This is a genomic window from Collinsella sp. AM34-10 (assembly GCF_003469185.1).
In the GTDB taxonomy this organism is placed as follows: domain Bacteria; phylum Actinomycetota; class Coriobacteriia; order Coriobacteriales; family Coriobacteriaceae; genus Collinsella.
The window spans coordinates 86,257-112,880 of sequence record NZ_QSIL01000005.1 but is presented as its reverse complement, the minus strand read 5'-3'; the positions used below and the strand labels follow the sequence as shown (position 1 = coordinate 112,880).

Here is a 26,624-nt window from a genome sequence, read left to right as displayed (position 1 = left end):
CTAATGCTTATAAATGCTATACATGCTTTACGTATTTACCATAGAGTTTTATGATAGTTTTGAAGTATTAAGGAGGGGTCATGACCACAACAGCCGCTCAGATCAACGTGCGTCTCGATGCCGATCTTAAAAGGAGTGGGGACGCCGCTCTCTCCAGGGCCGGTATGACGCCGAGCCAAGCGGTGCGTGCGCTCTGGCAACTTGCGGCATCTCTGGCTGATCGGCCCGGCGCGCTCGAGGATATCCTGCTGCCCAGTCGTGCCCGGGCGGAACAGCGCGAGCGCGAAAAGGCCGCCAAACGTAAGCTCGAGCTCATGGATCAGGGGTCGAAGCTGTTCGCTGCCGCTTGCCGTGAGTCGGGAATCGATATGGTCAGGGCTCAGCCATCGGACGACGAAGAGCTCAAACGGAATGCCTATGCGGATCGCTATGGCGAGGAGATGAGCTGGCTGTATGAGTGAGGCTCCAAGGCGTATCTTGGTTGACACCAACGTGTGGCTCGATTACTTCATTCCCTCACGACGTGGTCGTTCGGTGGCGATTGAGTTTTTACGCGATGCATGCACGGCGCAGGTGGATTTGCTGTATGCGGCGACATCGTCCAAAGACCTGTTCTATTTGATTTCAAGCGAACATAAGGCATGGTATCGGCGCGAGCATGGCTCACTATCCCAAGATGCCGCCGTGGCGGCGACATCACTTGCATGGGATTGCCTCGACGTGTTGTCGCAACTTGCCACGCCGGTACCCTGCGACCTGAGTGACATATGGATGGCGAGCAAGCAGCGTAATCTCCATAGCGATTACGAAGACGATTTAATCATTGCGGCAGCGATGCGCTCCCAAGCAGATTTACTGGTCACCAACGATGTCAAACTCTGTTCACACGCGCCTGTCGCAGCAATGAGCGTAGAAGACGCAAGAAGCTATCTAACAACGCTTAAATAGCGCTAGACCCCTTTGGTCGAATAATGGTCAGCGAGAGCCCACAGGTAGGGCCGCGCCAGCAAAGCGCCGCAGGTTGGCCAAACGGCGGGCTCGCAGCGTCGGCTCATTACGCCGTTTGTAAAACGGCGTAATTCTTAGTGTTCGATCCAACGGCGGAGCGTCTCACCCGCTTGCAGATGACGCAAGTTCTCCGCGGCAATGTCGACCACATTGTTGAGCGTGGCCTCCAAGTGGAACCAGCCCGAGATATGCGGTGTGATGAGCATGTTGGGCGCATCCCACAGCGGGCTTGTCGCGGGCAGGGGCTCGGGGTCGGTGACGTCGACCGCGGCGCCGGCGAGATGTCCCGACTCCAAGGCGGCAACCAAGTCGTCGGCGACCACAAGGTCGCCGCGGCCGCCGTTGGCAAAGAAGGCGCCCGGCTTCATCGCGGCGAAGAACTCGGCGTTCGCCAGGCCGCGGGTCTCGGGTGTGCTCGGCATAAAGGATGCGACGATGTCGGCCTCCGCCAAGCGCTCAGGTAGGGCGTCCATGCCGTCCATGTCCTCAAACACAATGGGGTAGACGAGCGGATGGCGCTTGATGCCGCGGACGTGCGCACCCATGCTGCGGCAGAGCGTGGCAAAGTGGCCGCCAATGTCGCCCGCGCCCAGCACCAGCACGTTGGCATTTTTGAGCGAGGTAACCGGCCCCAAATCCTCCCAGCGATGCTCGCGCTGCAAATCGTGATAGCCGGGCAGGCGCTTCATCATGGAAAGGACCATGGTAAACATGTGCTCGCTCACGGCCTGACCGTAGGCGCCGATCGAGCAAGACAGCTTAGCTTCAGCCGGCACGGTGCCGGCGGCCAAGTAATCGTCATAGCCGGCGGTCTGCAATTGCAACAGCTGGAGATGCTCGCATGCCGTGAGCATGCCAGGGTCGATGTTGCCCAGGATCACGTCGGCATCGGCGACCTGTTCACGTGTGGCGGCGTCGGCGCTCGTGTAGATAAAGTCCTCGCCTGGAGCGCTCGACTCGAGGATCGCACGATGGCGGTCGTTGACAGGCAACAAAACCAGGATGTTCACAAGCAGTCATCTCCGCTCAGCCTGCCAAAAAAGGACAGGTTTATTTTGGCAGGTTTTATCAGGCAAAACGTTCAAATAAAACGCCGGATGCAAAGCGGGTTTGCCCGTCAGCATCCGGCGCATCTGCGGCTACCAGCTCAGCAGCTCGTAGCCGTCCTCGGTCACCACGAGCTGTACCTCGCACTGAGCCGAATCGCTGCCGTCCTTGGTGCGCACGCACCAACCGTCACCCTTGCTAATCTTAATGTCGGGCGCCCCGGCGTTGACCATGGGCTCGATGGTAAAGACCATGCCCGGAGCCATGATGGTGTCCACATCGGGCGCCTCGGTGGTAAAGCCCACAAACGGGTCCTCGTGGAACTCCTTGCCAATGCCGTGTCCGCCGTACTCGCGCACCACGCTAAAGCCGGCGTCCTCGACCGTCTTTTGCACGGCTTCGGCCATAACGGAGAGCGGCAACCATGGCTTGACGGCTGCCAAGCCCGCTTCCACGCTGGCGCGGGTGACCTCGACCAGGCGCTGGCGCTCGGCAGAGACCTCACCGATGCAGAACATGCGGCTCGAATCACTAAAGTAGCCGTCCAGGATCGTGGAGCAGTCGACGTTGATGATGTCGCCCTCGTGCAGCACGTCCGTATCGCAGGGGATACCGTGACAGACCACGTCGTTGATCGAGGTGCATACGCTCTTGGGGTAGCCCTCGTAGTTGAGGTCGGCCGGCGTGCCGCCGTGCTCGACGGTGTAGTCGTAGATCATCTGGTCGATCTGGTTGGTGGTCATGCCCGCGGCGATGTGCTCGCCTACGTAATCGAGCACGCCCACGTTGATGGCGGCCGAGCGCTTGATGCCCTCGATATCGGCGGGCGTCTTGTAGAGCGTGCGGGGCAGAACCTCCCAGCCCTCTTCCCACAAGCGCTCGAGGCGCTCATCAAAGGTGCTATGGCATTTCTTATATTTTTTGCCGCTGCCGCACCAGCAAGCGTCGTTGCGGCCGGGCACGGGTCCTTTGTCAAACATGGCTAACTTCCTTTCATCCGCAGCTAGTATAGCCCACTCACGCGTCTATAAAAGTTGCGGTGATATAGTTCCGATTTAAGCGGTTTAACAGCACAAATAGGAACTATATCACCGCAACTGATGGGGCGGGATGGCGGGCACTGGCTGCTGCGTGGTTTTGCTAGTAGCTCACCTGGCAGGGGATGCCGAGGGCGCGCACGCGTGCGGCGATCGTGTCGAGTGCCTCGGGCGCTGCTTTGGCAAGGCCGGCGACCGGTGTCTCGCGCGCCACCGTGTAGATGGTCGTCTCCTGCGGGCGAATGCGCTCGAGCGCCGCGAGCCAAGGGCCGACGTACTCCTCGCCGGTGTTATCGAGAGACTTGCCCCGGTGCTCGCCGGTCAAAAAGATCGTCTGGATAATGACGCGGCCGTTAAAGCTCGCGAACGTCTCGATCTGGTGCTCTACATCGTAGGGGCCAACGGGCTGGTCGAGCAGCTGGATAAAAGCCGGGTCGACCGTATCGAGCTTGAGGATGTTGTCGTCGACCATCATGAGCGCATCGTGTACCTGGGGACGGTCGGCGCGCGTGCCGTTGGAAAGCACGGCAATCTTGGTGTTTGGGGCCAGCTCGTCGCGCAGCGCGACGGCGCCGGCGATGGCCTGCGGAAACTCCGGTGCGGCGGTGGGCTCGCCGTTGCCTGCGAAGGTGATTACATCGGGGAGCTTGCCCTCGGCTGCCATCTCGCGCAGCTTTACCTCGAGCGCGTCGAGTACCACGGCAGCTGTGTTGTACGGCTCATGGCAGGGGCGCTCAGCGTTGAGACCGTTTTCGCAGTAAATGCAGTCGAACGTGCAGATTTTGCCGCTGGCCGGCATCATGTTGACGCCGAGCGAAAGGCCCAGGCGACGGCTGCGAACGGGCCCAAAGATGGGGCCGGCATTCAAAAACGTAGACATAGGCATATGCTCCTCAAGACAATTGTGCCTAAGCATAGCATCGGCTCCAAAGCAAGGTGTGGGCTCTTGCTTTACAAGTTTCGTTTTTTCACGTCGCTCATTATGCCGTGCCATGAAAAGCCTCGGGTCGGGTACAGTTAATCTGTTAACAAGTCGTAAGGCAATGCGGGTCCATCCAATCGTACTGACGTGCAACTGGATGGGCGTTGATGATGGGAACACAGTATGGATTTTACGGTCGAGAATGCGGGCACTACGATCGCCTGCCGCGAGTATGCCGGCCCGGTTGTATCGTCCGATGCACCCGCCTTGGTTTGCGTGCACGGTGCGTGCGTCGACGGTGTCTTTTTTGACGGCATCGCCCGCGAGCTCGCCTGTGACTATCGCGTCATTACCTACGACCGCCGCGGTTGCGGCGAGAGCGGCGACGCTGCAGACGGACGCTACGACCTCGCCGCCCAAGCCGCCGACCTGCAGGTCGTTATCGAGCATATTGGCGCTCCGGCAAACGTGCTCGCGCACAGTGCCGGTACGTTGGTGGCCCTGGAGCTTCTCCGTGCAAACCCCGCCATAATCTCGCGTGCGATTCTGCATGAACCCGCCGTGACGGATGAGGGCGCCGGTCTGGGCGCGGCCCCGGTTTTGCTCGAGATGATCGCCGCGGGAAAGGTCTCCAGGGCATTACGGGCCTTCCTGGGCGCCATCGGCGATTCGGACCCTGAGGCCCCCAAGTTAACCGAGGCGGAAGCCAAGCATGCCCTGCGCAACGGCCGCAGTTTCATGGCGAACGAATACGGGATTACTATGACCTGCGTTCCCGATTGGGATAGCGTCCGTGCGTCGAAAACGGTGGCCGCCGTGCTCCTGGGCGAGCTCTCGATTGGCACGCCTCGCGAGGCGGGCACGAGGGTGGCGGCTGAGCTTTTGGACTGTCCGCTCGTAATGGTTCCCGGCGCGCACAACGGCCTGCGCGATCGCCCGGGAGCGGCTGCCCAGACTGTCCTTGGCATCCTGGGGCTCTAACACCCGCAATAGCCAAAGCAGACTTCACCCGCAAACGTTTCGGCCGTGTTAACAAATGTGCTCAAAACCTCACGTCTGCGGCTTTAATCGCGCCGTCTGCCAACTCATAAAAATGTAACAGCATTCACGTGCTTACCTGCATCGACAAGGTGTTACCCTTGTAACATTTGGAACCCACCGCCACCATGCGAAACTATCGAAAGGGCCCCATATGCTCAATAATCACGAGGTCAATCTAACCGACGAGGAGGCTGCCGCCGAGGTCGCCCGTGTCGCGAAGACCTACCCCGTGGTACGTTTACTGTCGGCCGATCAGATTAAGAGCGAGCCTAACTGCCTGCTCGCCGGCGATCGCTGCCCTTGTTTGCGCCAGGCAAGTCTTGAGGCCTTGACAGATTCCGATGAGGTGTCGGAGCAACTGCTCAACGATGGCGTTGAGTACCGTGCCCATCTGCGCCCTCTGAAGGTCGAGGGCAAGCCTCATGTCCTGCTGATGGTGCGTCCGATCGATGGGCAAGAGGCTGCAGAAGAGGACCTTGTCTACACCGACGTGCTGACGAGCGTGCATAATCGCCGGTATTACGAGGAAAAGCTCCGAAGCGCCCGCATGAATGCCGGCGTTGCGATGATCGACCTTGATGATTTTAGGGTCTTCAACGATACGTGTGGCCGTCATGCCGGCGACCTTGCGCTCGGTGCTGTGGCGACAGCCATGCGCAGCGGAATCCGTTCGACTGACGAGCTTGTGCGCTATGGCTGCGACAAGTTTGTGGTTGTCATGCCCAATATTCCCTCCGATGACTTCACCCGTCGCCTGCATCAGGTGTCCGATGCCGTTCGTTCCACGATTATTCCGGGCCATGAGTACGTGAGCTTGACGGCATGTGTTGGTGGCGTTCGCATTCATGGCGAGACGGTCGATGAGGGCGTTGGCCGCGCTGTCCAGTTACTGAGCCGCGCTAAGGCAAAAGCCGGTACGGTCGTGACCGATGCCGATTCCATCGAGGCCTTCCAAAGCGAAAGGCCTTTGGTGCTTATTGTCGATGACTCCGAGATGAACCGAGTCATTCTCAGCGAGATGCTCAAGGACGAATATTGCATCCTCGAGGCCGATAACGGTCGTGCGGCGCTCGACATTGTCGACCGCTATGGCGATGAGTTGTCGCTCGTGCTGCTGGACATTGTCATGCCGGGCATAAGCGGCTTTGAGGTGCTGGCCGGTCTGTCGCGCCGATCGGTTGGTGACAATCTGCCTGTCATCATGATTTCGAGCGAAGACTCCGATGATATGGTTCTGCGCGCGTACGAGCTAGGCGCCTCGGACTATATCAACCGCCCGTTTGACTCCCGTGTCGTGCGCCGCCGTGTAAGCAACACCATCCGCCTATACGCCAAACAGCGCCGCCTGACGAGCCTGCTGTCCCAGCAGTACAACGAGCGTGTCAAGAACAGTCGCATGCTCATCGACATCATGGCTGGCGTCATGGAGCTTCGCAACGGCGAGAGCGGCAGGCACGTTACGAACATCGAAAAGCTGACCGAGCTGCTGCTTGGCTGTCTGGTCCAGCGTAGCGACACCATTTCCCTTGACAATGAGGAGCGCTCCACGATTGCCCTGGCTTCGGCGCTGCACGATATCGGCAAGATGTCGATTGACGATGCGATTCTCAACAAACCCGGGCGCCTTACGCCCGAGGAGTTCGAGATTATGAAGACGCATACCACAATCGGCGCCGACATGCTGCTTGAGCTGGGTAGCCATCACGCCGGCAATGCGCTTATGGAATATGCGTACCAGATTGCGCGTTGGCATCACGAGCGCTGGGACGGCAAGGGTTATCCCGATGGCCTTAAGGGCGACGAAATTCCCATTGCCGCACAGGTGGTTTCGGTGGCCGACGTGTACGATGCTCTGACGAGCGTGCGCGTGTACAAGGACGCTATCCCGCACAAGGAGGCAATTCAGATGATCCTGGACGGTAAGTGCGGCACCTTTAACCCGCTGCTGCTCGATTGTCTGCTCGAGGTGCAAGACCAAATTGCCGAGACGTTGGCACGCCCCGCTGACGTCGTCGCGTTTCCCACGATTTAGTTTGACCAAAGGAGTTTTAATCCATGATTTCCATGCGTGAGGCGTATGAGAAGATCGGCGCTAATTATGATGACGCGTGCGCTCGGCTGATGGGCGAGGAAATGCTTGCCCGCTTTGCCCTCAAGTTTTTGGATGACGAGAGCATGGACAAGCTGGAGGCCGCCATGGCGGCAGGAGACGCCGAAGGTGCGTTTATGGCAGCGCACACGCTCAAGGGCGTGAGCCAGAACCTGGGATTCGATAATCTGTACGAGCCGGCGGTCGTGGTGACCGAAGCGCTGCGCGGTGCCGGCTCCGTTGACGGCGCTCGCGAGGGAATGCATGCGCTGCAGCAGCAATATGCAGCTACGATGTCGGCCCTGCGCGAGGTGGCCGAGTAAGAGGCTGTGAGCCTTGATGACTATGAGAGTGGATAATTTCCCGTTTTAGGCCCGGTGACGGGGAACTGCGGACGATTTCCTGGACCGTCACGCGGCCCTTCCCAGCGCGGCGCGGAACTCGGCCGGCGTGCGGCCGCCGAGCGCATCGCTGCGCCTCTCCGTATTGTAGCGGCCGATCCAGCCACCGAGCTCCTCGATGAAGCGGGCGGGGGCCCAGCCCGCCCAGTCCCTGCCGTGCCAGAACTCCCTCTTGAGCAGGCCGAAGAAGCCCTCCATCGCCGCGTTGTCCGGGCTGCAGCCCTTGGCCGACATGCTCCTGGTGAGGCCGTGCCCCTCGCAGATCGAGATCCAGCCGGGCCAGCGGTAGTGCCCGCCGCGGTCGGAGTGGATGACGGGGCCCTCGCCGGGCGCGAGCAGCGCGCAGGCGTCCTCGAGCGTCGAGTTGGCGAGCGCGGCGTCCGGGCTCTCGCCGGCCCTCCACGCCACGACCGAGGAGTCGAAGCAGTCCCTGATGGCCGACAGGTAGACCTTCCTGCCGGAGGGCAGCCTGAACTCGGTGATGTCGGTGAGCCACAGGAAGTTCGGCAGGGCCGAGCGGAAGTCGCGCCGCGCTCGCGGAGCCTGCGCACCACGAAGCGGTAGCCGCGCGCGCCGTCGCCGTCCTCCAGGAACACGCGCCGCACGAGGGCCCTCAGCGGCGCCAGGCGGTCCGGCCTGGCGATCGCGCGCCGCTGGTAGTCATAGGAGCTCCTCGATATCCTCAAGAAAGCGGTGAGTTCTCTCAAGGACCACTTCCCCGCAGGCCTCAGGCGGTCTATCACCAGGGTCTTCTCCCTGTTCGACATCCCGTCGAGGCTCGCGGCTTTTAAAACGTCGTTCACCGCCCTGAGGACGGCGTTCTCCAGGACGAGGCGCTCTATCAGGGCGTCCTTGTCGTCCGGGTCGATGTCGGGGTACACCGGACCGTCCCCGACGACCTTCGGCAGCTCCATCTTCGCGACCGCCCTCCCGACGGTTCCGCCCGCGGCCACGGACCTCGTCCAGCGCGCGACGGCGCTCTTGCTCGGCCCGTCGAGCTCCCGGGCTATCTCCCTGCACGAGAGCCCGGAGCGGCGGAGCTCCCCGGCCCTCTCTACTACGGCTCTACTGTATGTCATGCGGACTCCAAACCGGACCTTGACGGTCCAACTTTTTGTCCGCAGTCCCCGGCCTCAAAGTGGGAGATTATCCACTCTCGTTCGATACGTGTCCAAAAATCCACTCTCACCCTTCGGATTAGTAAATAACCTATGCGTACCGGCTGGGCTTTGTACATGCAATCCATATCGTTGTTCGATAAACTATTCCGATAACGATAGATTCGATGAGGGTGAGTATATGTCCAACAGCGTTCAGCGTATGGCCAAGGCGGGCGAGACTGTAAGGAAGCTTGGCTTTTGCATGGCGGTCGTTTTTGCGGGAATGCTCGTCGCTTTCGCCGCGTTGGTTGTTTACGTGATCTGGTATGCGGTTGCAAACGCTGCTTCTGTCGATTCTTTCGGTGTTGTGACGCTTCTCAATGGCGGGTGCATCGTTATCCCAAGCGGACTGTGCATGGCGCTTGTCATGGGTATTTCGCTTGTCGTTTTGTGCGGAATCAGCCGTGACATTTCGCGGGGCGTATCGCCCTTTACCAGGGCGCATGTGCGGCTTATCCGTGTTCTCGCGCTTGCCTTTGCTGTTAACGCCGCGGTTTCGCTTGTTGGTGCCTATGGATCGGTCAATCTTACCATTGGTGGGCTGGAGCTTTGCGTCGTGCCTCATTCCTTCGTTATCGCGATTTGCCAGGGCGTTGCCTTTGACGCGGGGTCGCTTATCGGCGCGGCCGTCTGTTTGTTTGTCTCGGTGATCTGGAGCTATGCCTCGCTGCTCCAGGAGCAGTCTGACGAGCTTGTGTAGGAGGAAACATGAGCTATCTCATCATCGAGCTTGAGACGCAGCTGCTTAAGACCGGAAAGACCAGCTCTGATCTGATTCGTGCCACGGGGCATACTCCGGCTAATATTTCTAAGCTAAGAAACGGAAAAATTAAAGCTATTCGTCTTAAGACGCTTCTTGAAATCTGTGATGAGCTTGATTGTCAACCGGGAGATATTATTCAGCGCGTGAGCGAGAAGGAGCTCGAGGAACTTATTGTCGAGCGCGCGAAGAATGCCGTGAGGCAGATGCGGGATGGCAGAGGCAATGAGGTGTCGCTTCCGACATCGGTCTTCGCTGTAGATTTGAGCGACGAGTAGCATAAAAAGAACAACTATAACGAAATATCAGTGTAACGGAACCCGTGTCTAACACGGGTTCTTTGTTTATTAATTATCTTGACAAATATAAGTTATCGGCAAACAATAATATCAAGAACGAACGATAAAAGAAAGGAGGAACGATATGAGCTGGATTGTAAAGCCGAGTTATGTGGACCCCGGTGGTGGGTGCAACGGTTACTGCAAGGCATTCTGTGGAGCACGCGTCTGCGTCAATAACTGCAGCAAAAACTTGTGTGTTGTTAATTTCTAGCAGTTGCGGCTGCTGCCAGGCGACAGTCTGGCAGCAGCGGTTTTGTTATCAAGCAGAATAGGAGGCCAATGAGCGCATCAGCGATAAAGCTATCAAAGGTGTCAAAGCGCTATGGAAAACGGCGTGTGTTGCATGACGTTTCCTTCGAGGTGAATCAGTCTGAACTTTGCGCCCTTGTTGGTGCAAACGGGGCGGGCAAAAGCACGCTTATTAAAATAGTGCTGGGCCTCTGTGAGCCATCGTCGGGGAGCGTGGAGCTCTTTGGAGGCAAGTCGAAAAAAGAGCTGAGCCTGATGCGGACGCGTGTCGGCTATGTGCCAGATTCCAGCGGAGCATACCAATCCCTCAGTGCGGTGGAGAATCTTCGGATCCGATGTGCGGAATGGGGGCTCGATGAGACACGTGAGGTTCCTCGCGTCTTGGGCCTAGTCGGGCTGGACGTCGATGAGAAAAAGAGCGTGAGCAGTTTTTCTCTGGGAATGAAACGGCGACTGGATATAGCTACGGCTTTGTTGGGCGACACCGACGTACTAATTTTCGATGAGCCGGCAAATGGGTTGGACCCGCTGGGCATCGAGAGTATATGGGCCCTTATCGGCCGATTGAATCGAGAACAGGGTAAGACCATGCTCATCTCTAGCCATGATTTGGATGAGTTGGCATCGGTTGCAACAAGTTGCGTGTTTATTCATGACGGTGAACTGCTGAAAAAGGAATCGATGGATGTCATAAGGGATGAGGCGTCGTCCCTAAAAGAATATTACAGGCGCTTGATGAACGCGGTCTCGCTATGAAGCGGGCGATCCATCCCATAAAGGCAGATATGATGCGTCTACACAGGATGTTTCCGGCGCAGTTTGGTCTTACGCTTATGTTGGCGTGCGGTCTTCTCTTCGGTGTTTTTTTAAATAACGGAGCAACGTTGCTAGGCTTTGGCTATGGCGTTTGTGGGGAGGATATTGGTTTCCTCTGGAATGCAATCGATCCTTCTGCGCCTGATGAGTCCCTTGCGCGCAGCGCTTTTGCCGGTACATCCCTGTTCGTTCCACTCATCGTTTGTTTGGTGCTTTTACAGGAGCATGGCTATAAAGAGGGATACCGAATTTCTTCAGCAAGAGGTCTCGCCCGCTTTAATGGGGCTCTGGCACATGTGCTTTCGTCTGCTTTAATAGTCGGTGCAGCATATAGCGCACTTTGCCTTCTTTTGTTTGCAATAGCCATAATGCGTGGGGAGCAAAACTACACGCACGGCATGCTGGCTGCATTTTTTCCTGCGATGATAATCAACGCCGTATTGGTGATATCGGTTGCGTTGGAGACGATGACCATCTATCGGATTACAGGCAGCGCTGTATTGAGCGGGGCTGTAATAATAATTGGATTTGTCATGAGCTTGACGCTCTACGGAACCTTCCTTCAGGCACCTATACCATCCTTGCGATGGATCTTCTTCCTTCCTGGGCCGTACCTAGGGGTCGGATGTGCCCTTGGGTATAGCGATATGGGGCACCTGGCGCTTCTGGGCTATGGCGTGGCAGCCAGCTGTCTATCGGTATTGATTTACGCTCTCGTGACCTGTCGTGTCGGAGGTGTGCTCAATGGCTCGTCAGATTAAAAGGTTCCTCCATTCAGAATTGAAGCATGTGAGCAAATGGACGTACGTCTTAATCCTGGCAATTTATGCGTGTATGGTGATATTGCAGCTTAATTCTTTCCCGATGTGGTTCTGTAGCCTCCGCGAGGGCAGTTTCTTGGGCTTTTTCCCAGACCCGACGCTTAAACTGTCGGCAGAGGACGCCCTTCTATTTGGTAATGCAGAGGTTTTTCGCGGCTTGCTGTTCAACGTGGCCCCGTTGGCTCATGCATTGTTCTTTCCGTTCATCGCGGCTTGTATTGTGCCGCGCTTTGTTAGTTCGGGCTTTGTCGAGGAACCGTGGGGGCTGTCGGAGGCTCGGGGAGGGAAGCGGGCGTGCGTTACCGTTGCGCGAACGGTGCTGTCTTCTTTCGCCCTATTGGGCGCGTTTGTCCTGTCAAGTGTCGTTTTGTACTGTCTTAACTGTGCAATCGTTTTGGATGCTCAACAGTGTTTCAACCTGAATATGTTTTGCGATCGACTTCTTCTGGCGAGTGCCGTCTGCCTTGCATATGTGGTCTCTTGCGTGATCGTTGTTTCCTATTTTGGGTCCGGCTTCGGTCCTATTGGCATGCTGCTGCTTGTCAACGTCGTAACGATCTACATACAGGTCGGAGCCAATTCCATGCTTCCGTTTCCGTCCTCGATGCTCATGTGGATTTGCGGCGTGACCCCGTTGGAGGATAGTCAATGCACCTCGATTTTAATTGACTGCCTGATTAACGTAACAAGCGTTCTTGCCATTTGCTTTACCGTCGACCAATTGCGGTCGAGATTTCTTTGATTGTTTGTGAGGGATAATCATATGAGGCCGTCTCAATACAACTTGATTGAAAACCACGGCGAAAGAACGCTGGTGATGAATGCGAAGACCGGTGCGATCCTTTCGTTGGATAAACAACATGCAGAAAGTATGTGCCGCATGGTATCGGGAACCGAATGGGAGCCAGATGAATTGCGCGAAGCGTTGCTTCAAGGAGGAATGCTGTTAGAAGATGATCGTGACGAAAAAGAGGAAATGAAGGCGATAGGCCGTCTTCTTCGATTTTCCAATCGCTCTCTAGGCATGACGATAGCCCCGACATTGGAGTGCAACTTCTGTTGCCCATACTGTTATGAAAAAGGACAACGCAAAACGACAATGACTCCGGAGGTTGAAGACCGGCTTGTCTCATTCGTGAAGGAGCGTTCACGGGGGCTGAGCGAGCTTGAGATCGGTTGGTATGGTGGAGAGCCGTTGCTGCAAGTCGATAAAATTCAGCGGCTTACGGAGCGTATAAAGGCGATCCTTAATCCAGAGTGCTCCTATTCGGCATCCATCGTTACAAATGGATATCTTCTGACGCCAGAAGTGGCCGAGACTCTCGCGGCTTGTGACGTCAAGATGGCTCAAATAACCTTGGACGGGTCTCGAAAGGACCACGATTCTCGACGGTTCTTGCGGAACGGACAGCCGACGTACGATGCGATTCTAGACAACGTTTCTAAAGTCACGCATCTGTTGGATATTTCTATCAGGTGCAATGTCGATGCCCATAACATTGCCGGTGCTGGCGATTTGCTGGATGCACTCGAGGAAAAGGGCCTTAAAAACAAGGTTGGATTCTATCTGGCGCCTGTCGACAATATTAACGATACGTGCCCAAGTGACAGTAGTTGTTTTTCGATGGAGGCGTTTTCTCGGGAAGAGCTGGACTTTTATAGTCATGCAGTTGATAGGGGGTTCTACGTTGACCTGACGGTGCGCTTTAATCCGGCTATTTGTGGCGCCGTTTGTGCAGGGTCGTTTGTAGTGGATCCGGAGGGCTATCTTTATAAATGTTGGGACGAAATCGGGATGCGTGAACGCTGCGTCGGTACGCTTGCCGAAGGGCCGAGGATGAATGCTCAGCTGGTCCAATGGCTAAACTATGAGCCGAGCGATCATGAGTGTGAAGAGTGTTTTGCCTATCCCTCATGTATGGGAGGTTGCCCTAATCACGCTCTTCATGGAGGGTCAAAACAGTGCGTATCTCAAAGGTATCAGGTGCGCCAACGAATGATTTTGACCGAGAAGGCTCAGCGATTGCTTTCGGAACTGGATTCAGCTCATGTTTAATCTCTGCGCAAGAACAATAATCAAGAATCCAAAGTATATAACCTATCTTCTAATGTGCCTGCTCTCGCTTATGGTTGGTCTCGCAATTCCTTTTCTGACGGGACAACTGGTCAACAACTTTGTCGGTGTCGCGCGAGATGGGGAAAGCGCAATCGCCATCGGCGCTGAGATAGCAGCGCTGGGTATTGTGCGAGCCGGTTTGAATTGCGTCAGTGAGCTGGTCTATGTCGATCTGCAAACACATGTGGGATTTGCATTGAATGAAGAGGTGATAAGTCACGTTCAAAGGCTACCACGGGCCTTCTTTTCTAATTTTGATGCCTCATATTACAACCAACAGATTAATCATGACGCTAACGATTTGGTGATATTTGTTATAAACGCAAGTGTCCAAAGCGTGAGCAATATAGTGACGTTGCTTGTGGTGTTTGTTGTCCTGGCGACCATAAACGGTCACCTGGCAATGCTGTGTATGGCTCTTGGCATAATAGGTGGCGCGGTTTATTCGCTTTTCAAAAAGTGTTTGTTCGCAAGAAGTTTCGAGGCTCAAGAGCAGGAGGCTCGATTCTTTTCCGATCTGGAGAAGCAGCTTAGCAACGCACAATTTATCCGCAGACATGTTCTATTCGAGGTTTTCAAGCAAAGGCTTGAGCACTCTTTTGCAGAGCTATATCGTTGCGTTTATCAGAACCAGCAAATTAATGCGACCTTTACGTTTGCCAACACTGTCGTCACATCTTTGGCACAGGGTGGAATCTTGATCCTGGGCGCAAAGGAAGTTCTCGACGGCAATTTGCTGCCCGGCTATCTTATGACGGCGCTAAGCTATTACTCCTATTATTCTTCGGCTATTGAATTCTTCCTTGCGCTGGGCAAGGACTATCAAACGTCAAAAGTATCCTACGAGCGTTTGCGGCGCTTGCTGGACATGCCAGAGGACTCAAATGGGGCCATTATCCTCGCCGATGTTTACGAGGTGAGCTGTTCCGAGCTGGCGTATAGCTATCCTGGGTCTGAAAAAACCGCGTTCAGAGACATTCGAGCTTCTTTGGAAAAAGGAAAGGTATACGGAATCGTTGGGCCGAACGGTTCCGGTAAGAGCACGCTGTTGGATGTGATAAGCGGTTGCGATCCAGAAAACTGCAAGGGTGATATTTGGATTAACGACAAGCCCCTGAGCTCTCTGGACCGTTATGCGCTGCGGAAGCGCAATATCGGGATTACTGAGCAGGAGCCGCCCCTGACCGAGGGGTCGATACGGGACAATTTAACTCTTTGCTGCAGAAGCACTGAAGAGCGTGACCTTGAGAGCCTCATTGAGAGAATGGGGCTTAAAAAGATGGTCGATTCAAGTGGTGGACTTGATGTCGAGCTGGACGATAAGCAGAACAACATTTCAGGGGGGGAGAAACAAAAAATAGCGATAATTCGCCAGCTGCTGAAAAACCCGGACGTGATGATGTTTGATGAGCCGACATCTGCACTTGACAGTCAGAGCAAGCAGGCGTTTATCGAAATCCTTAAGGAAAGAAAGGGGCGACATATCACGGTCATCGCTACGCACGACCCTGTGCTTATTTCGGCATGCGATGAGGTGATTGAAATTGCCTGACGGGTTAGTGGACCTAGCATATCAAATACAGGGGGCGGGCACCGTAGTTGGTGTCCGCCCCCCCTGGCATGGATGGTTTTAGCCGGTGTGGTTCGTAAGCTAGCGGGCCTGCTTAACCTTGGTCGCTGCCTCGACAAACGACTTCCACAGGTTAAAGTCGGTCTCGAGCGTCTTCCACGTGTACTCAGGGTGCCATTGCACGCCCAGGCAGAAAGGCTGGCCTTCGACTTCGATGCACTCGGGAACGCCGTCAGTTGCCTTGGCGACCAAGCGCGTGCTTTTGCCCAGACGATCGACGCAGCAGTGATGTGCCGAGTTGGTCTGGATCAGCCTGTGCCCGCCAACCGCGCGCTCCAGCAGCGAGCCCGGCACGACCTCGACAGGGTGCACAGGGTCGTTGAGCACGTGGGTGTGGCGCCACTGCGTTCGGCCCTCGCGCGCACCCAGGCTCGGCACGTCCATGCACAGGGTGCCGCCAGTGGCGACATTGAGCAACTGCGTGCCGCGGCAGGTGGTAAAGAGCGGCTTCTTGGCGCGAAGCACCTCGTTAACCAGCTTAAACTCAAAGCGGTCGCGAATTTCGCAGCACAGCGTGGGGTCGTACGGACGCTCGTCGCCCCAGCGTTTGGGGTTGACGTCCGGGCCGCCGGGAATGGCGATACCGTCAGCGATTTCCACGTAATGACGGATGACATCGACGTCTTCGGTAATGGACATCTGCAGCGGCAGGCCGCCGGCGGCAAGGATGGCATCGACAAAGACGCTCGCAATCTCCTCGTTGGGGGAGAGCGTCTCGCTCAAATAGGGTTTCGCTTCTTCCCAGCGTGGTGCTACCAGGATGAGCGGGCGGTCGGCGGGATTGACGTCGACGTGCGGAGTGTAGGACGATGAGGTGCGGGTTCCGATCATGGGTGTGGCTTTCGAATCCGGGTGGACATGGCACAGGGGTGACGTGGGACAAACGCTGGTGATGAATTTGCCCGCGTGGCAATTGGGCTAGTGGCCCTTGATGGAGTTGAGGAAGTCCTGGGCGCGCTTGGTCTGGGGGTGGTCGAAGAACTCGTCGGGCGTGCCAGTTTCTACGATCTGGCCGTCGGCCATAAACACGACGCGGTCGGCCACGCGGCGGGCGAAGTTCATCTCGTGTGTGATGACGATCATCGTCATGCCCTGCTGGGCCAGACGGACCATGACCTCGAGCACCTCGTTGATCATCTCGGGGTCAAGGGCACTCGTGGGCTCGTCAAAAAGCATGGCCTTGGGTTGCATGGCAAGCGAGCGGGCGATGGCTACGCGCTGCTGCTGGCCGCCCGAGAGCTGTGCGGGCACCTTATCGGCCTGCTCGGCAACGCCCACGCGGCTCAGCAGGTCCATGGCGCGCTCGCGGGCCTCGTCCTTGGACACGCCCAGCACGTCGACCGGTCCCAGCATGACGTTCTGCAGCACGGTCATATGTGCGAACAGGTTGAACTGCTGAAACACCATGCCTAGCTCGGCGCGCATGCGGGCAAGATCCTTGCCTTCCTGCGGCAGAGGCTCGCCCTCGATGAGGATCTCGCCCGAGTCGATGGTTTCCAGACGGTTGATGGTTCGGCACATGGTCGACTTGCCCGAGCCCGAGGGGCCGATCACAACGACGACCTCGCCGCGGTCGACCGAGAGATTGATGTCGTTGAGGACGTGCAGATCGCCATAGTGCTTATCGACGTGCTTGAGCTCAATCAGCGGCTGATTGCCGGTAGAAGAAGTGCTCTGTGCCATGGTGCTCGGCTCCTTATGACTCGAAATGGTAAATCGTTAGCGAATGATGGTCGCGCCGGTCTTGTGCGAAACGTAGACAGCGGCCTTGTTGATTGCGACGTTGATGAGGATGTAGATGACCGCGATGACCAGGTAGACCGACACGAGGGCGTCGTAGTTGGTAATGAGCACGCGGGCGTTTTGCATAAGGTCGGGGTAGCTCACCACGTAGGCGACGGTGGTGTCTTTGACGACGACCACAAGCTGCGAAATCAACGACGGAATAATAAATCGAATAGCCTGCGGCAGCACGATTTTAAAGGTGATTTTAGCCTTGGAGAGACCGAGCGCCTGGGCGGCCTCGACCTGGCCGCGCGGCACGGCGTTGACGCCGGCACGGAAGATCTCGGCAAGTACGCCGGCTGCAGCGAGCGCGACGGGAAGCGTGAGCATCCAAAACGACGGCAGCGCGATCTTGTACTGGGGCAGCACCAAAAAGAAGAAGTAGATGAACAGCAGGCTCGGCACACCGCGGAAGAAATCGGTGAGCACGCGGCAGACCAGCTGCAGCGGCTTAATGTCGCTCGTGCGGCCGAGCATGAGGGTCAGACCCAGCACCAGCGCGATGGCGCCAGCGGTGAGTGCGACTTTAACGGTGCCCTCAAAGCCGGCAAGCAGGAACTTCCAGGTGGTGAGGTGTGTAAAGAAATACCAATAGTGGACCGAAAGCTGACCGGTCACATAAAAGCGCTGCAGCACGAGGGCGACAAGTGCGGCCACAGCGACAAGCGAGATGGCGGTGCCGACGCGAATCTTGGCGCGCATCTTGGGGCCGGGAGCCTCGTAGAGCGCGTCGCGCATGGTGAGTGCGGGGGAGGAGTGCTTGCTCATCGGAGGATCCTCACCTTCTTATCGATATAGTTGCCAATGTGACTCACCACAAAGGCCGTGCCCAGGTAGCCGAGCGCCGAGACAAAGAACGCGGCGACGCCGCCGAGCGAGCGCGTGTTGATGTAGCTCACCACGCCGGTGAGCTCTTGCGGTTTAAGGGGTACCTGGCTGCCGAGCGCGGTGGTGAGCATGACGGCGATAAAGAGGTTGGTCATGGGCAGTACGCTCGAACGCAGTGCCTGCGGAATCACGATCTTGGCGAGGATGCGGTTGAAGCTCATGCCGAGCGAGCGGGCAGCTTCTACCTGGCCGACACCGACGGTGTTGATGCCGCTCATAAAGTTCTCGGAACCAAAGGCAGAACCCAAGAGCACTGTGGCGACGATGACGCAGGTGCGGTAGGGCAGGACGACCTTGAGCGGGGGCAGCGCATAGACGACGATAATGAGCAGCGCGATGCCGGGGATGTTACGGAAGACCTGGACATACAGGTCGCCAAAGACGCGCAGCGGCTTGAGCGGCGACACGCGCATCACGGTGACGGCGACGGCCAGCACCATGGCGATGGCAAACGACTCAAGCGTCATGCCCCAGGTTGCTAGCAGCGCGTCGATATAGTTCTGGCCATAGAGCGACCAGAGCTCGGAGAGACTCATGCGGACCTCCCGCCGATAAGGAAAGGGGCTCCCGTGTGTACGGAAGCCCCGACAACTCAGTAAGGAAACAGTTTAGCGCAATAAAGCGCACCGTGCGTTTCCGTATGGTTTCGTTGCGGCCGTTACTAGGCGCGTTGCCTAGGCGCCGATCTCGGGCAGCTCGGGAACATTGGTGTCACCCGTGCGGTCACCGATGCAGATCTGCCACAGCTCGGTCCAGGTGCCGTCGTCCTCAATCTTCTTAAGGAAGTCGTTGACAAAGGCGACGCCGTCGGAATCGAGCGGCAGGCCGATGCCATAGGGCTCCTTGCTGCCGAAGGGCTTGCCGGCGATCTTATACTTACCGGGCTCGCGGACTAGGGCGCTCTGCTGCATGTTGTTGTCGATGACGTAGGCGTCAACGCGGCCCTGCTGAAGTGCCTGGCGGGCTTCCTCGTCGGTCTTGAACTCCTGCTGGCTGGCCTTGGGGGCGAACTCCTCCAGGATGGCGGGGCCGTTGGAGCCGGACTGGACGGCGACGTTCTTATCGGCCAGATCGTCGACGCTCTTGATGTCGTCGTTGTCGGCGAGCACCAGGATGGCCTGCTGGGTGTAGTAGTAGGGGCCGGCGAAGGAGACGAGCTTTTTACGCTCGTCAGTGATGGTGTAGGTGGCAAAGACGGCATCAACCTGGCCGTTCTGCAGGACGGACTCACGCGTGTCCGAGGTCACCTGGGTGATTTCGACCTTGTTCTCGCCCAGGATGTAGTTGGACAGGAGCTGTGCGATGCCGGCGTCGAAGCCGCGGGTCTGACCGTCTTTCTCGTTGAGGAGGGAGAAGAGTGTGGAGGTCTGAACGCCACCGATCTTAAAGACGCCGGCGTCCTTGACGGCCGTGGCCCAGTTGCTGGCGGCGATGGCGTCGTCATCGGCCTTGGGGCCATCGTTGACGAGATTGTCGAATGCCTTGGCGTCGAGCGTGGCGGAAACCTCGGTATCCTCGGAGTTCTTGGAGGAGGCGGCGGAGCCCTTGTCGGCCTCGGCGCTGGTGTCGGAGCAGCCGGCAAGACCAAGGCCGGCGACGGTTGCGAAGGTGGCGGCAACGAAGCCGCGGCGGTCGAGAACGACCTGCTGGGAGAGGTTCTTGCTCATGGTAGAACACCTTTCTCAATAAAATCCCTAGCGGTTGAGTAGAGTTATACCCTATCGCGCTCAGACGGGTCAACACGAAATAACTCAGAAACATACTTACCTTATGGGTTATTGTACCCACCAAAAGGGGACAGGCACCTTTGCGGTGGTTTGGGCGGGTGCGGCGGCATGCCTTACTGTTTTGTCTCAATCTGTAACATCTGCAGCCATTTTTGCCGAGTAACTGTTACAGATTGAGATTTACAGATTGAGATTTTCTCTTCAGCGGAATTCGAATGTCTCGATCTGTAACAGTTAGACGGGCAAAAGGTCTCTATCTGTTACAGATTGAGACAAAGGTCAGGGGCAAAGACGGTTTGTCTCGATCTGTAACAGTTAGACGGGAATTCGGGCCATAGATGTTACAGATTGAGATAATCGCGCCGCGAAAATAAAAACCTCCGCAGGGGTGCTTTCCTTGCGGAGGTTTTCTTACTCGTTGAGTAGCCTTACGGCTTCGGCGGCCATGTTCTCGACCGTCATGCCGTTCTGAGCGAGCAGCTCGTTGGGGTCGTAGCGGTCGGGGAAGCCCTTGGCGATGCCGAAGGTGCGCGTGCGCAGCGGTGTGCAGGCCAGGTAGCACGCCACGCGCTCGCCCCAGCCGCCGTCCAAGATGCCGTCCTCGAGGGTGACGACAACGCGATGCTCGGCGGCAAGGCTGTCGAGGAACTCACGGTCGAGCTCAGTTGCATGGCGCGGGTTGACGAGCGTGGCCTCGATACCGTACTCGGCTGCCAAACGGTTTGCTACGCGCTCGCCCAGCTCAAAGAAATCGCCGAGCGCGAGCACTGCTACGTCGCGACCCTGGCGCACCACGTTGTAACGAACGGCGCCGTAATCGGCGTCCTCGGCAGGCGCCAAGTCGGGGCGGCTTACCAAGCCAATGCCCGGCACGCGAATCGCCACGGGATGCTCGCGGTGATCGAGCGACCAGCTCAGCATGGACAGATATTCCTCCATGCAGGTCGGCGCCAAGTAGTGCATGTTGGGAAGACCGCCCAGCATGGAAATATCAAAGAACGAGAGGTGCGTCTCGGATGTGGTGCCAAAGATCGACGCGCCAAATACCAGGATGGTCGCCGGGGCGTCGTTGAGGCACAGGTCGTGCCACAGTTCGTCGTAGGCGCGCTGCAAAAAAGTGCCGTACACACCAAAGACCGGCTTGGCGCCCGAGCGCGCAAGCGCGGTGGCAAAGGTCACGGCATGCTCCTCGGCAATGCCCACATCGACAAACTGCTTGCCTGCCGCGGCGCGAAGCTCGGGTGTAAAGCCCATGATGTAGGGCGTGGCGGCCGTGATGCCAACGACCTGCGGATCGCGCTCGATGGCGGCGCTGAGCGCCTCGCCCGTAATGTCGGCATAGGTGCGCGGCGCAGGCTCGCTCGGATGGCCCGGGCAGAGCTTGCGCCCGGTTGCCATGTCAAACGGACCCACGTGGTGCCAGCGCTCGGGGTCGCTCTGGGCCGGCTCAAAGCCCTTGCCCTTGGCGGTGGAGACGTGCAGCACGATGGGATGATCGATATCGCGCAGCTCCTGCAGCGCGTCGACGAGGGTCAACACATCGTTGCCGGCGTCCAGATAGCGGTAGTCGAGCCCCATCGCGCGGAAAACGTTGCGCTCGCAGGTGCCGTTGCTGGCGCGCAGCTCGGCCAGATTGCGATACAGGCCACCGTGGTTTTCGGCGATGGACTGGTCGTTGTCATTGACGACGATGATCAAGTTGCTGTCGAGTTCGGCGGCATTGTTGAAGCCCTCAAACGCTAGACCGCCCGAAAGCGAGCCGTCGCCAATGACGGTAATGACGTTGTAGATGTCGCCTGCCAGGTCGCGCGCGTGCGCCAGGCCGCAGCCCAGGCTCACCGACGTGGAGGTATGGCCCATGGCGAACAGGTCGTGCTCGGACTCGTCGGGATTGGCAAAGCCAGAGGCCTCGCCGTAGCGTGCCGGGTCGATATAGGTATACGCGCGCCCAGTCAGCGCCTTGTGGGCGTAGGTCTGGTGCGAAACGTCAAAGACAATTTTGTCGATGGGGGAGCTAAACACGCGATGAAGCGCAACCGTAAGCTCAACGACGCCCAGGTTGGGGGCAACGTGCCCGCCGACGGCGGCGGAGCTTTCGAGGATTGCCTGACGGATCTCGCCGCAGAGCAGCGGAAGCTCGGCGCGGTCGAGAGCCTTGACGTCCTCGGGCGTTGTCGTTTGCGTAAGCAGCATCGTTGTGGGTTACTCCATGCGAATCGAGCACCGGCGCTCCCTCGGCCGGCACAATTGCACAAGACAGTCTCGCACATTTTGGCGTTTGATATGTGACGGCGGCGCGGTAATTCGCCAACTGGCGGGGCAAAACGTTTTGCCCGATGCCATACTGATAAGTTCCATGGTGATTTTATTCATTGCGTGCAGGCTGTGGCTTGCCGTCGAGAGCCGCTGGAAGGAGGCCGCATGTCCGAAACCGTTCGTGCCGAGAGCATCGCGCGCGAAGTAGACCATGCTGCCCGTCAACTGGCGCAGGCGGGCCGTCTGGACCTGACGCGCGAGTTTATCCAGCATGGCGATGTGACGGTCTATGCGCATGTGACCTCGGTGGCGCGGGCAAGTCTGTCCTTTGCCGAGCGCCTGGGCCGTGCTGGCATTTCGGTCGACCGCGCCTCGCTGCTGCGCGGAGCCTTGTTACACGATTACTTTCTCTACGATTGGCATGACTCTGATCCGAGCCATCGGCTGCACGGATTTCGGCATCCATTTTTTGCCTTGGCACGTGCCGAAGAGGATTTTGAGCTGACGCCGCGCGAACGGAATATTATCGCGCGACATATGTTTCCGCTGGTGCCAGTGCCGCCGACGTGTCGCGAGGCATGGATTGTGTGCCTGGCTGATAAGTGGTGCGCGCTGCGTGAGACGGTCGCCGGCCGTCTGCCGCGCAAAGGCGGCGCGAACGATTTGAACGAGGGCTCGAGTGACGGCTCGAGTAAAGAATCGAGCGAAAAGAGGAGAGGGTAGACGGTGGGAACCGCGATTGATATGGCATTTGACGGCGCGACACTTGCCGCCTGCCCACTCTCAGCGCTGGTACTCTCGTTTGCCTTTTACGGGTTTTGCGGCTGGGCGTGGGAGTCGACAGTCTGCGCCATGCTCAACCACGGACGCTTTGCCAACAGCGGTTTTTTGCTGGGGCCGTGTTGTCCTATCTATGGTGTGGGCGGCATAGCCTGCTGGCTTTTGCTGCGCGGGATTCCGGATGCCTCGAGCCAGTTTGTTGCCGCGGCGCTCGTATGCAGCGTGATTGAGTACGGCGTAGGCGTTTTGTTGGAAAAAACAACAGGTGCGCGCTTTTGGGATTACTCGCACCTGCCGTTTAACCTGCACGGACGCATCTGCCTGTACTGGGCCTTCGCGTTTGGCTTGGGTGCGTTGTGCATTTGCCGTTTAGTGGAGCCGGCATTGCTGGGGCTGCTTGGCCATCTGCCGGTGCCGATTGTGCGGCTGTCCGCCTTTATCGTCGCGGTCGCGATGATGGTCGACGCGGTGTGCTCGTTGGCCAGCTGGCGCCGCCTGTCCGATCAGCTTGAGCGTGTGCGTGCCGACCTTGCCGACCGCATCAACGAGTCGCTTGCCGATGCCTCGGACTCAATGCTCGAACGTATTCCCGATTCGGCGATCGACTCGGTGGCGCAGACGCATATCCGCGGTCGCGCCGTTAACGCGTGGCTGGCCGAGCTGGGTGACGCCGCGCTCGATGCCCTGCGCGAGAAGGCTTCGATGCCGACGTTTATCTCGGATGGTGCTCGCGGCCTGGCGCTTGCTGCCCGCCGCGTTGCCGATGCCGCGCCGAGCATGTCGCGTCCGTCGCTCAGTCGTCGCCTTGCCGGCAAGCGCATGAGCCGTCCGGTGCCGAGCGTGTCACTCAGCCGTCGCGACCTGCGCTTCTTTAACGCCTTCCCGCGTCTGCGCATCAATCGCTACGAGGGCGTCATCCGAGCTACCGACCTCCGCGATCGAGCCCGCGAGCTGTTCCGGCGCTAGCCAGAGCGGGGCCAAGCGCGCCCTTCTCGTTCGCACGTTTCCCGTTCGTTTCGCGCCCGTTGCCGCGCCGTTTCCAAGATTGCGGCACCGTTTCCATTCGACAACGCGGCGTTTAACAACGCCGTATCTGGTCTACACCAGTTGCCCCTCGGCCGCATTATGGGCGCCGACAACGTCCATGCGACCAAGGGGGAGCGAATGTACGATACGGGATCGACAACGTTTATGCTCATCTGCACCATGCTCGTGTTTTTAATGACACCGGGTCTGGCGTTTTTCTATGGCGGCCTGTCCAGGCGCAAAAATGTCATCAACACCATGCTTATGTGCTTTGGCGCCATTGGCCTGGTTGGTGTGCTGTGGATTGTTGCCGGCTGGTCGCTGGCCTACGGCGGCGACGGTTCCAGCCCGTTTATTGGAGGCCTTGACCAGCTGCTGTGCCTGCCGGTGCTCAACCAGGTGCTGCAGGCGGCCGAGGGCAATGCCGCGGACGGTGCCGTCTACCCTCAGATCATCAACATCGCCTTTCAGATGGCGTTTGCCATGATCACGGCAGCTATCGTCACGGGCAGCCTGGCCGGTCGCGTTAAGTTTGGTGCCATGACGGCCTTCCTGGGCATTTGGCTGCTTGTGGTCTATGCGCCGCTCGCCCACATGGTTTGGGGCGGCGATGGCTCCTTTATCGGCGACATCATCGGCGCACTCGACTTTGCCGGCGGCGACGTGGTGCACATTTCGTCTGGTCTTACCGGCCTGGTCCTCTGCTTAATGCTCGGCCGTCGTCGCGGTTTTGGCATGGTGAGCTATCGTCCGCATAACGTACCGTTTGTGGCGCTGGGCGCCGGCCTGCTTTGGTTTGGCTGGTTTGGCTTTAACGGCGGCAGCGAGTTTAAGGCCGACGCCGTGGCGGCACTCGCCATCCTCAACACCGTGACGGCCAGCGCGGCAGGCATGGTCTCGTGGCTTGCCGTCGAGCGCGTGCACACCGGTCGCCCCACGCTGGTGGGTGCCAGCACCGGTCTGGTTGCGGGCCTTGTGGTGGTCACGCCGGGCGCGGGCTTTGTCGAGCCGTGGGCAGCGTTGGTCATGGGCCTGATCGTATCGCCCGTCTGCTACCTGGCCATCAGCCATCTTAAGACCAAGTTCGGCTACGACGACGCGCTCGACGCGTTTGGCTGCCACGGCATTGGCGGCATCTTGGGTGGCGTGCTCACGGGTCTGTTCTGCGTGCCGGGGCTTTCGTGGACCGGTAAGGGCGGCCTATTCTACACGGGCGACGTGTCGCTGCTCATCTCGCAGGTCCTGGGCATTGTGGTGACGGTCGCTATTGTGCTGGTGCTCGACTTGGCAATCGCCGCGGTGGTCAAAGCGCTGTTCCACGGTAGCCTGCGTGTGGGCGAGGCCGACGAGGCGCTGGGCCTGGATGCCAGTCAGCACGGCGAGAGCGCGTACCCCTCCTTCTCGGGACTCGATTAGCAGCTTCCCCAGGCTCCGCACCTTGCCGTTCAATCGTCGCGCGGCTTCCCCAGGCACCGCACCTTGGGTTTCAAACCGTCGCTTGCGTACAAAAGTACGCGGCGCTCCTCTTTCAACCCAATCTGCGGCACCTGGGAAACCCGCCTCATTGAATGGCAACTCATTTCTTTTATTGAAGAGAGGAATTCACTATGAAGAAAATTACGGCGATCGTTCGTGCTGAGAAGCTTGAGGTTCTTAAAGATGCGCTGTTTGCTGCTGATGTTCGCGGTATGACTATCAACCAGGTGCAGGGATGCGGCGCGCAGCATGGCTGGAAGGAATACGTGCGCGGCAACGAGTTGCTCGTCAACACGATCCCCAAGGTGCAGTTCACCCTCATCTGCGCCGACGAGCATGTCGACGGTATCGTTGACATTATCTGCAGCGCCGCTCGCACCGGTGCCGTCGGCGACGGCAAGATTTGGGTCGAGCCGGTCGAGGATGTTATCCGCATCCGTACCGGCGAACACGGCCCCGCCGCGGTGTAGGGCCGACCGTCTGTCATCTGCAACGTTAAAATACTGCAGTGAGGCATAAGGCTTGTGTTGCGGATGGACGGATTATGGGTCGCAATAAATATCCCGAGGAGACGGTCGCGAAGATTCTCGACGCGGCACTGGAGCTATTCTGTGCACAGGGTTATGAGGGGACGAGCATTCAAGATATCGTTGACCGTCTCGATGGCATGACCAAGGGCGCTGTCTATCATCACTTCAAGAGCAAAGAAGAGATTTTCAACGCCGCGTTTGATCGGGCGATGGCTCCCGTCGTCGAGGCTCGTCAAAAGCTTTTCGAGGACCGGCGCCTTGACGGGGCGCAGAAGCTCCAGCGCCTGTACTCTGCGGATTCGATCGTTCCCCAGGTAGAGCTGTGGCGACGTATGAGCCCCGCTGCCGACCCCATCAAGAGCTCGCGCTTATTGGCGATTCAGTTTCAGGGCACATTTGATGAGTCAGCCAATCGCTGCCTATTGCCCATCATCCGGGAAGGCGCGGCGGATGGCTCTCTCACATGCGAGTACCCGGAGCAGGCGGCAGAGGCCATAGCGCTCCTTGCGAATCTTTGGCTGATTCCGCTATTCAGACCAAACGATTCGCTTGAGGCGATGCTCGCGAGGGCAGAGTGCCTCTCTAGGATGTCCCGTGCGCTTGGAATCGACCTGGGGCAGGACGTTTGCGAGACTACCAAGAAGGTCTGGAATGCCTGGACGGCAGACATCTAGATAGATACCAACGGTATGTATTGTGTGGAGGAACGCGCCGGCGC

26 protein-coding genes and 1 pseudogene are annotated in these 26,624 nt (G+C 58.1%); 17 read left to right on the top strand and 10 right to left on the bottom strand.

The genetic code is table 11. The features are described 5' to 3' along the window. Positions 1-80 precede the first annotated feature (80 nt). Positions 81-461 (top strand): translation repressor RelB, encoded by a 381-nt coding sequence (locus DW823_RS06235; protein ID WP_118081124.1) that lies wholly within the window; start codon positions 81-83, stop codon positions 459-461. 16 nt (positions 462-477) lie between these two features. After that, on the top strand, positions 478-948 hold the full coding sequence (locus DW823_RS06230) for a PIN domain-containing protein (RefSeq protein ID WP_158567280.1): 471 nt from the start codon (positions 478-480) through the stop codon (positions 946-948). A 134-nt stretch (positions 949-1,082) separates the two neighbouring features. Here DW823_RS06230 and DW823_RS06225 read toward each other — a convergent pair whose 3' ends face one another. The 3 genes from DW823_RS06225 to DW823_RS06215 form a co-directional block, all read right to left on the bottom strand. Continuing rightward, positions 1,083-2,018, bottom strand: coding sequence for a D-2-hydroxyacid dehydrogenase (locus DW823_RS06225; RefSeq protein ID WP_118081120.1), 936 nt, complete (start codon positions 2,016-2,018; stop codon positions 1,083-1,085). Between the two features lie 129 nt (positions 2,019-2,147). Then, positions 2,148-3,035 carry a type I methionyl aminopeptidase gene (gene map, locus DW823_RS06220; protein ID WP_118081118.1) on the bottom strand — a complete coding sequence of 296 codons (888 nt, stop codon included), beginning with the start codon at positions 3,033-3,035 and terminating at the stop codon, positions 2,148-2,150. Positions 3,036-3,195: 160 nt separating this feature from the next. Continuing rightward, entirely contained in the window at positions 3,196-3,972 is a 777-nt protein-coding gene (locus DW823_RS06215; RefSeq protein ID WP_055252492.1) for a radical SAM protein, read from the bottom strand. A gap of 225 nt (positions 3,973-4,197) precedes the next feature. Between DW823_RS06215 and DW823_RS06210 the strand changes: the two genes are divergently transcribed. The 3 genes from DW823_RS06210 (at position 4,198) to DW823_RS06200 (ending at position 7,467) form a co-directional block, all read left to right on the top strand. Further along, complete coding sequence (locus tag DW823_RS06210; RefSeq protein WP_055252491.1) at positions 4,198-4,995, top strand: alpha/beta fold hydrolase; 798 nt, start codon at positions 4,198-4,200, stop codon at positions 4,993-4,995. A gap of 211 nt (positions 4,996-5,206) precedes the next feature. Beyond that, entirely contained in the window at positions 5,207-7,087 is a 1,881-nt protein-coding gene (locus tag DW823_RS06205; RefSeq protein ID WP_118081116.1) for a diguanylate cyclase, read from the top strand. Positions 7,088-7,110: 23 nt separating this feature from the next. Continuing rightward, positions 7,111-7,467: an Hpt domain-containing protein gene (locus DW823_RS06200; RefSeq protein WP_055252489.1), complete on the top strand. Its 357-nt coding sequence runs from the start codon at positions 7,111-7,113 to the stop codon at positions 7,465-7,467. An 87-nt stretch (positions 7,468-7,554) separates the two neighbouring features. Here DW823_RS06200 and DW823_RS06195 read toward each other — a convergent pair. Further along, positions 7,555-8,115, bottom strand: a pseudogene (locus DW823_RS06195) (IS3 family transposase); the annotation flags it as partial. Between the two features lie 729 nt (positions 8,116-8,844). On the opposite strand from DW823_RS06195, the gene DW823_RS06190 reads away from it, so the two are divergent. From DW823_RS06190 to DW823_RS06160, 7 genes are all read left to right on the top strand, one after another. After that, positions 8,845-9,405, top strand: a complete 561-nt coding sequence (locus DW823_RS06190; protein ID WP_055251653.1) for a hypothetical protein — start codon at positions 8,845-8,847, stop codon at positions 9,403-9,405. Positions 9,406-9,413: 8 nt separating this feature from the next. Continuing rightward, the gene (locus tag DW823_RS06185) at positions 9,414-9,743 is read left to right on the top strand and encodes a helix-turn-helix transcriptional regulator (protein ID WP_055251651.1); all 330 of its coding nucleotides are present in this window, start codon (positions 9,414-9,416) and stop codon (positions 9,741-9,743) included. A 342-nt stretch (positions 9,744-10,085) separates the two neighbouring features. Continuing rightward, on the top strand, positions 10,086-10,811 hold the full coding sequence (locus DW823_RS06180) for an ABC transporter ATP-binding protein (protein ID WP_118081114.1): 726 nt from the start codon (positions 10,086-10,088) through the stop codon (positions 10,809-10,811). Continuing rightward, positions 10,808-11,632, top strand: a complete 825-nt coding sequence (locus DW823_RS06175; RefSeq protein ID WP_055251648.1) for a hypothetical protein — start codon at positions 10,808-10,810, stop codon at positions 11,630-11,632. The genes DW823_RS06180 and DW823_RS06175 overlap by 4 nt, the downstream gene beginning before the upstream one ends. Next, positions 11,616-12,434 (top strand): hypothetical protein, encoded by an 819-nt coding sequence (locus DW823_RS06170; RefSeq protein WP_118081112.1) that lies wholly within the window; start codon positions 11,616-11,618, stop codon positions 12,432-12,434. The genes DW823_RS06175 and DW823_RS06170 overlap by 17 nt, the downstream gene beginning before the upstream one ends. A gap of 21 nt (positions 12,435-12,455) precedes the next feature. After that, positions 12,456-13,748 (top strand): radical SAM protein, encoded by a 1,293-nt coding sequence (locus DW823_RS06165; RefSeq protein WP_118081110.1) that lies wholly within the window; start codon positions 12,456-12,458, stop codon positions 13,746-13,748. Beyond that, positions 13,741-15,360, top strand: coding sequence for an ABC transporter ATP-binding protein (locus DW823_RS06160; RefSeq protein WP_118081108.1), 1,620 nt, complete (start codon positions 13,741-13,743; stop codon positions 15,358-15,360). The genes DW823_RS06165 and DW823_RS06160 overlap by 8 nt, the downstream gene beginning before the upstream one ends. A 99-nt stretch (positions 15,361-15,459) precedes the next feature. On the opposite strand, the gene DW823_RS06155 is transcribed toward DW823_RS06160, so the two are convergent. The 6 genes from DW823_RS06155 to DW823_RS06130 all read right to left on the bottom strand — a co-directional run bounded on the left by DW823_RS06155 (position 15,460) and on the right by DW823_RS06130 (position 22,031). Then, positions 15,460-16,269 carry a gamma-glutamyl-gamma-aminobutyrate hydrolase family protein gene (locus DW823_RS06155; protein ID WP_118081106.1) on the bottom strand — a complete coding sequence of 270 codons (810 nt, stop codon included), beginning with the start codon at positions 16,267-16,269 and terminating at the stop codon, positions 15,460-15,462. 87 nt (positions 16,270-16,356) lie between these two features. After that, a complete protein-coding gene (locus DW823_RS06150) occupies positions 16,357-17,121 on the bottom strand; it encodes an amino acid ABC transporter ATP-binding protein (protein WP_035137613.1) in 765 nt (254 codons plus the stop codon). A gap of 36 nt (positions 17,122-17,157) precedes the next feature. After that, positions 17,158-17,991 carry an amino acid ABC transporter permease gene (locus tag DW823_RS06145; protein ID WP_118081104.1) on the bottom strand — a complete coding sequence of 278 codons (834 nt, stop codon included), beginning with the start codon at positions 17,989-17,991 and terminating at the stop codon, positions 17,158-17,160. Continuing rightward, positions 17,988-18,647, bottom strand: coding sequence for an amino acid ABC transporter permease (locus DW823_RS06140; protein WP_118081102.1), 660 nt, complete (start codon positions 18,645-18,647; stop codon positions 17,988-17,990). The genes DW823_RS06145 and DW823_RS06140 overlap by 4 nt, the downstream gene beginning before the upstream one ends. 138 nt (positions 18,648-18,785) lie before the next feature. Further along, entirely contained in the window at positions 18,786-19,778 is a 993-nt protein-coding gene (locus DW823_RS06135) for a glutamate ABC transporter substrate-binding protein (protein WP_118081100.1), read from the bottom strand. A gap of 471 nt (positions 19,779-20,249) precedes the next feature. Then, positions 20,250-22,031: a 1-deoxy-D-xylulose-5-phosphate synthase gene (locus DW823_RS06130; protein WP_118081098.1), complete on the bottom strand. Its 1,782-nt coding sequence runs from the start codon at positions 22,029-22,031 to the stop codon at positions 20,250-20,252. A 228-nt stretch (positions 22,032-22,259) separates the two neighbouring features. Between DW823_RS06130 and DW823_RS06125 the strand changes: the two genes are divergently transcribed. The 5 genes from DW823_RS06125 (at position 22,260) to DW823_RS06105 (ending at position 26,580) form a co-directional block, all read left to right on the top strand. Further along, complete coding sequence (locus tag DW823_RS06125; RefSeq protein ID WP_118081096.1) at positions 22,260-22,817, top strand: HD domain-containing protein; 558 nt, start codon at positions 22,260-22,262, stop codon at positions 22,815-22,817. Positions 22,818-22,820: 3 nt separating this feature from the next. Further along, a complete protein-coding gene (locus DW823_RS06120) occupies positions 22,821-23,840 on the top strand; it encodes a putative ABC transporter permease (RefSeq protein ID WP_233543017.1) in 1,020 nt (339 codons plus the stop codon). A gap of 198 nt (positions 23,841-24,038) precedes the next feature. Continuing rightward, positions 24,039-25,316 (top strand): ammonium transporter, encoded by a 1,278-nt coding sequence (locus tag DW823_RS06115; RefSeq protein WP_118081094.1) that lies wholly within the window; start codon positions 24,039-24,041, stop codon positions 25,314-25,316. 191 nt (positions 25,317-25,507) lie between these two features. After that, positions 25,508-25,846, top strand: coding sequence for a P-II family nitrogen regulator (locus tag DW823_RS06110; protein ID WP_118081092.1), 339 nt, complete (start codon positions 25,508-25,510; stop codon positions 25,844-25,846). Between the two features lie 74 nt (positions 25,847-25,920). Further along, the gene (locus tag DW823_RS06105) at positions 25,921-26,580 is read left to right on the top strand and encodes a TetR/AcrR family transcriptional regulator (RefSeq protein WP_118081090.1); all 660 of its coding nucleotides are present in this window, start codon (positions 25,921-25,923) and stop codon (positions 26,578-26,580) included. Positions 26,581-26,624 lie beyond the last annotated feature (44 nt).

Bases quoted from the DNA above. Each gene is read 5' to 3' on its own strand.
- DW823_RS06235 (WP_118081124.1), top strand. From the start codon at position 81: ATGACCACAACAGCCGCTCAGATCAACGTGCGTCTCGATGCCGATCTT.
- map (WP_118081118.1), bottom strand. From the start codon at position 3,035: ATGTTTGACAAAGGACCCGTGCCCGGCCGCAACGACGCTTGCTGGTGC.
- DW823_RS06215 (WP_055252492.1), bottom strand. From the start codon at position 3,972: ATGTCTACGTTTTTGAATGCCGGCCCCATCTTTGGGCCCGTTCGCAGC.
- DW823_RS06210 (WP_055252491.1), top strand. From the start codon at position 4,198: ATGGATTTTACGGTCGAGAATGCGGGCACTACGATCGCCTGCCGCGAG.
- DW823_RS06205 (WP_118081116.1), top strand. From the start codon at position 5,207: ATGCTCAATAATCACGAGGTCAATCTAACCGACGAGGAGGCTGCCGCC.
- DW823_RS06200 (WP_055252489.1), top strand. From the start codon at position 7,111: ATGATTTCCATGCGTGAGGCGTATGAGAAGATCGGCGCTAATTATGAT.
- DW823_RS06190 (WP_055251653.1), top strand. From the start codon at position 8,845: ATGTCCAACAGCGTTCAGCGTATGGCCAAGGCGGGCGAGACTGTAAGG.
- DW823_RS06185 (WP_055251651.1), top strand. From the start codon at position 9,414: ATGAGCTATCTCATCATCGAGCTTGAGACGCAGCTGCTTAAGACCGGA.
- DW823_RS06180 (WP_118081114.1), top strand. From the start codon at position 10,086: ATGAGCGCATCAGCGATAAAGCTATCAAAGGTGTCAAAGCGCTATGGA.
- DW823_RS06175 (WP_055251648.1), top strand. From the start codon at position 10,808: ATGAAGCGGGCGATCCATCCCATAAAGGCAGATATGATGCGTCTACAC.
- DW823_RS06170 (WP_118081112.1), top strand. From the start codon at position 11,616: ATGGCTCGTCAGATTAAAAGGTTCCTCCATTCAGAATTGAAGCATGTG.
- DW823_RS06165 (WP_118081110.1), top strand. From the start codon at position 12,456: ATGAGGCCGTCTCAATACAACTTGATTGAAAACCACGGCGAAAGAACG.
- DW823_RS06160 (WP_118081108.1), top strand. From the start codon at position 13,741: ATGTTTAATCTCTGCGCAAGAACAATAATCAAGAATCCAAAGTATATA.
- DW823_RS06155 (WP_118081106.1), bottom strand. From the start codon at position 16,269: ATGATCGGAACCCGCACCTCATCGTCCTACACTCCGCACGTCGACGTC.
- DW823_RS06150 (WP_035137613.1), bottom strand. From the start codon at position 17,121: ATGGCACAGAGCACTTCTTCTACCGGCAATCAGCCGCTGATTGAGCTC.
- DW823_RS06145 (WP_118081104.1), bottom strand. From the start codon at position 17,991: ATGAGCAAGCACTCCTCCCCCGCACTCACCATGCGCGACGCGCTCTAC.
- DW823_RS06140 (WP_118081102.1), bottom strand. From the start codon at position 18,647: ATGAGTCTCTCCGAGCTCTGGTCGCTCTATGGCCAGAACTATATCGAC.
- DW823_RS06135 (WP_118081100.1), bottom strand. From the start codon at position 19,778: ATGAGCAAGAACCTCTCCCAGCAGGTCGTTCTCGACCGCCGCGGCTTC.
- DW823_RS06130 (WP_118081098.1), bottom strand. From the start codon at position 22,031: ATGCTGCTTACGCAAACGACAACGCCCGAGGACGTCAAGGCTCTCGAC.
- DW823_RS06125 (WP_118081096.1), top strand. From the start codon at position 22,260: ATGTCCGAAACCGTTCGTGCCGAGAGCATCGCGCGCGAAGTAGACCAT.
- DW823_RS06115 (WP_118081094.1), top strand. From the start codon at position 24,039: ATGTACGATACGGGATCGACAACGTTTATGCTCATCTGCACCATGCTC.
- DW823_RS06110 (WP_118081092.1), top strand. From the start codon at position 25,508: ATGAAGAAAATTACGGCGATCGTTCGTGCTGAGAAGCTTGAGGTTCTT.
- DW823_RS06105 (WP_118081090.1), top strand. From the start codon at position 25,921: ATGGGTCGCAATAAATATCCCGAGGAGACGGTCGCGAAGATTCTCGAC.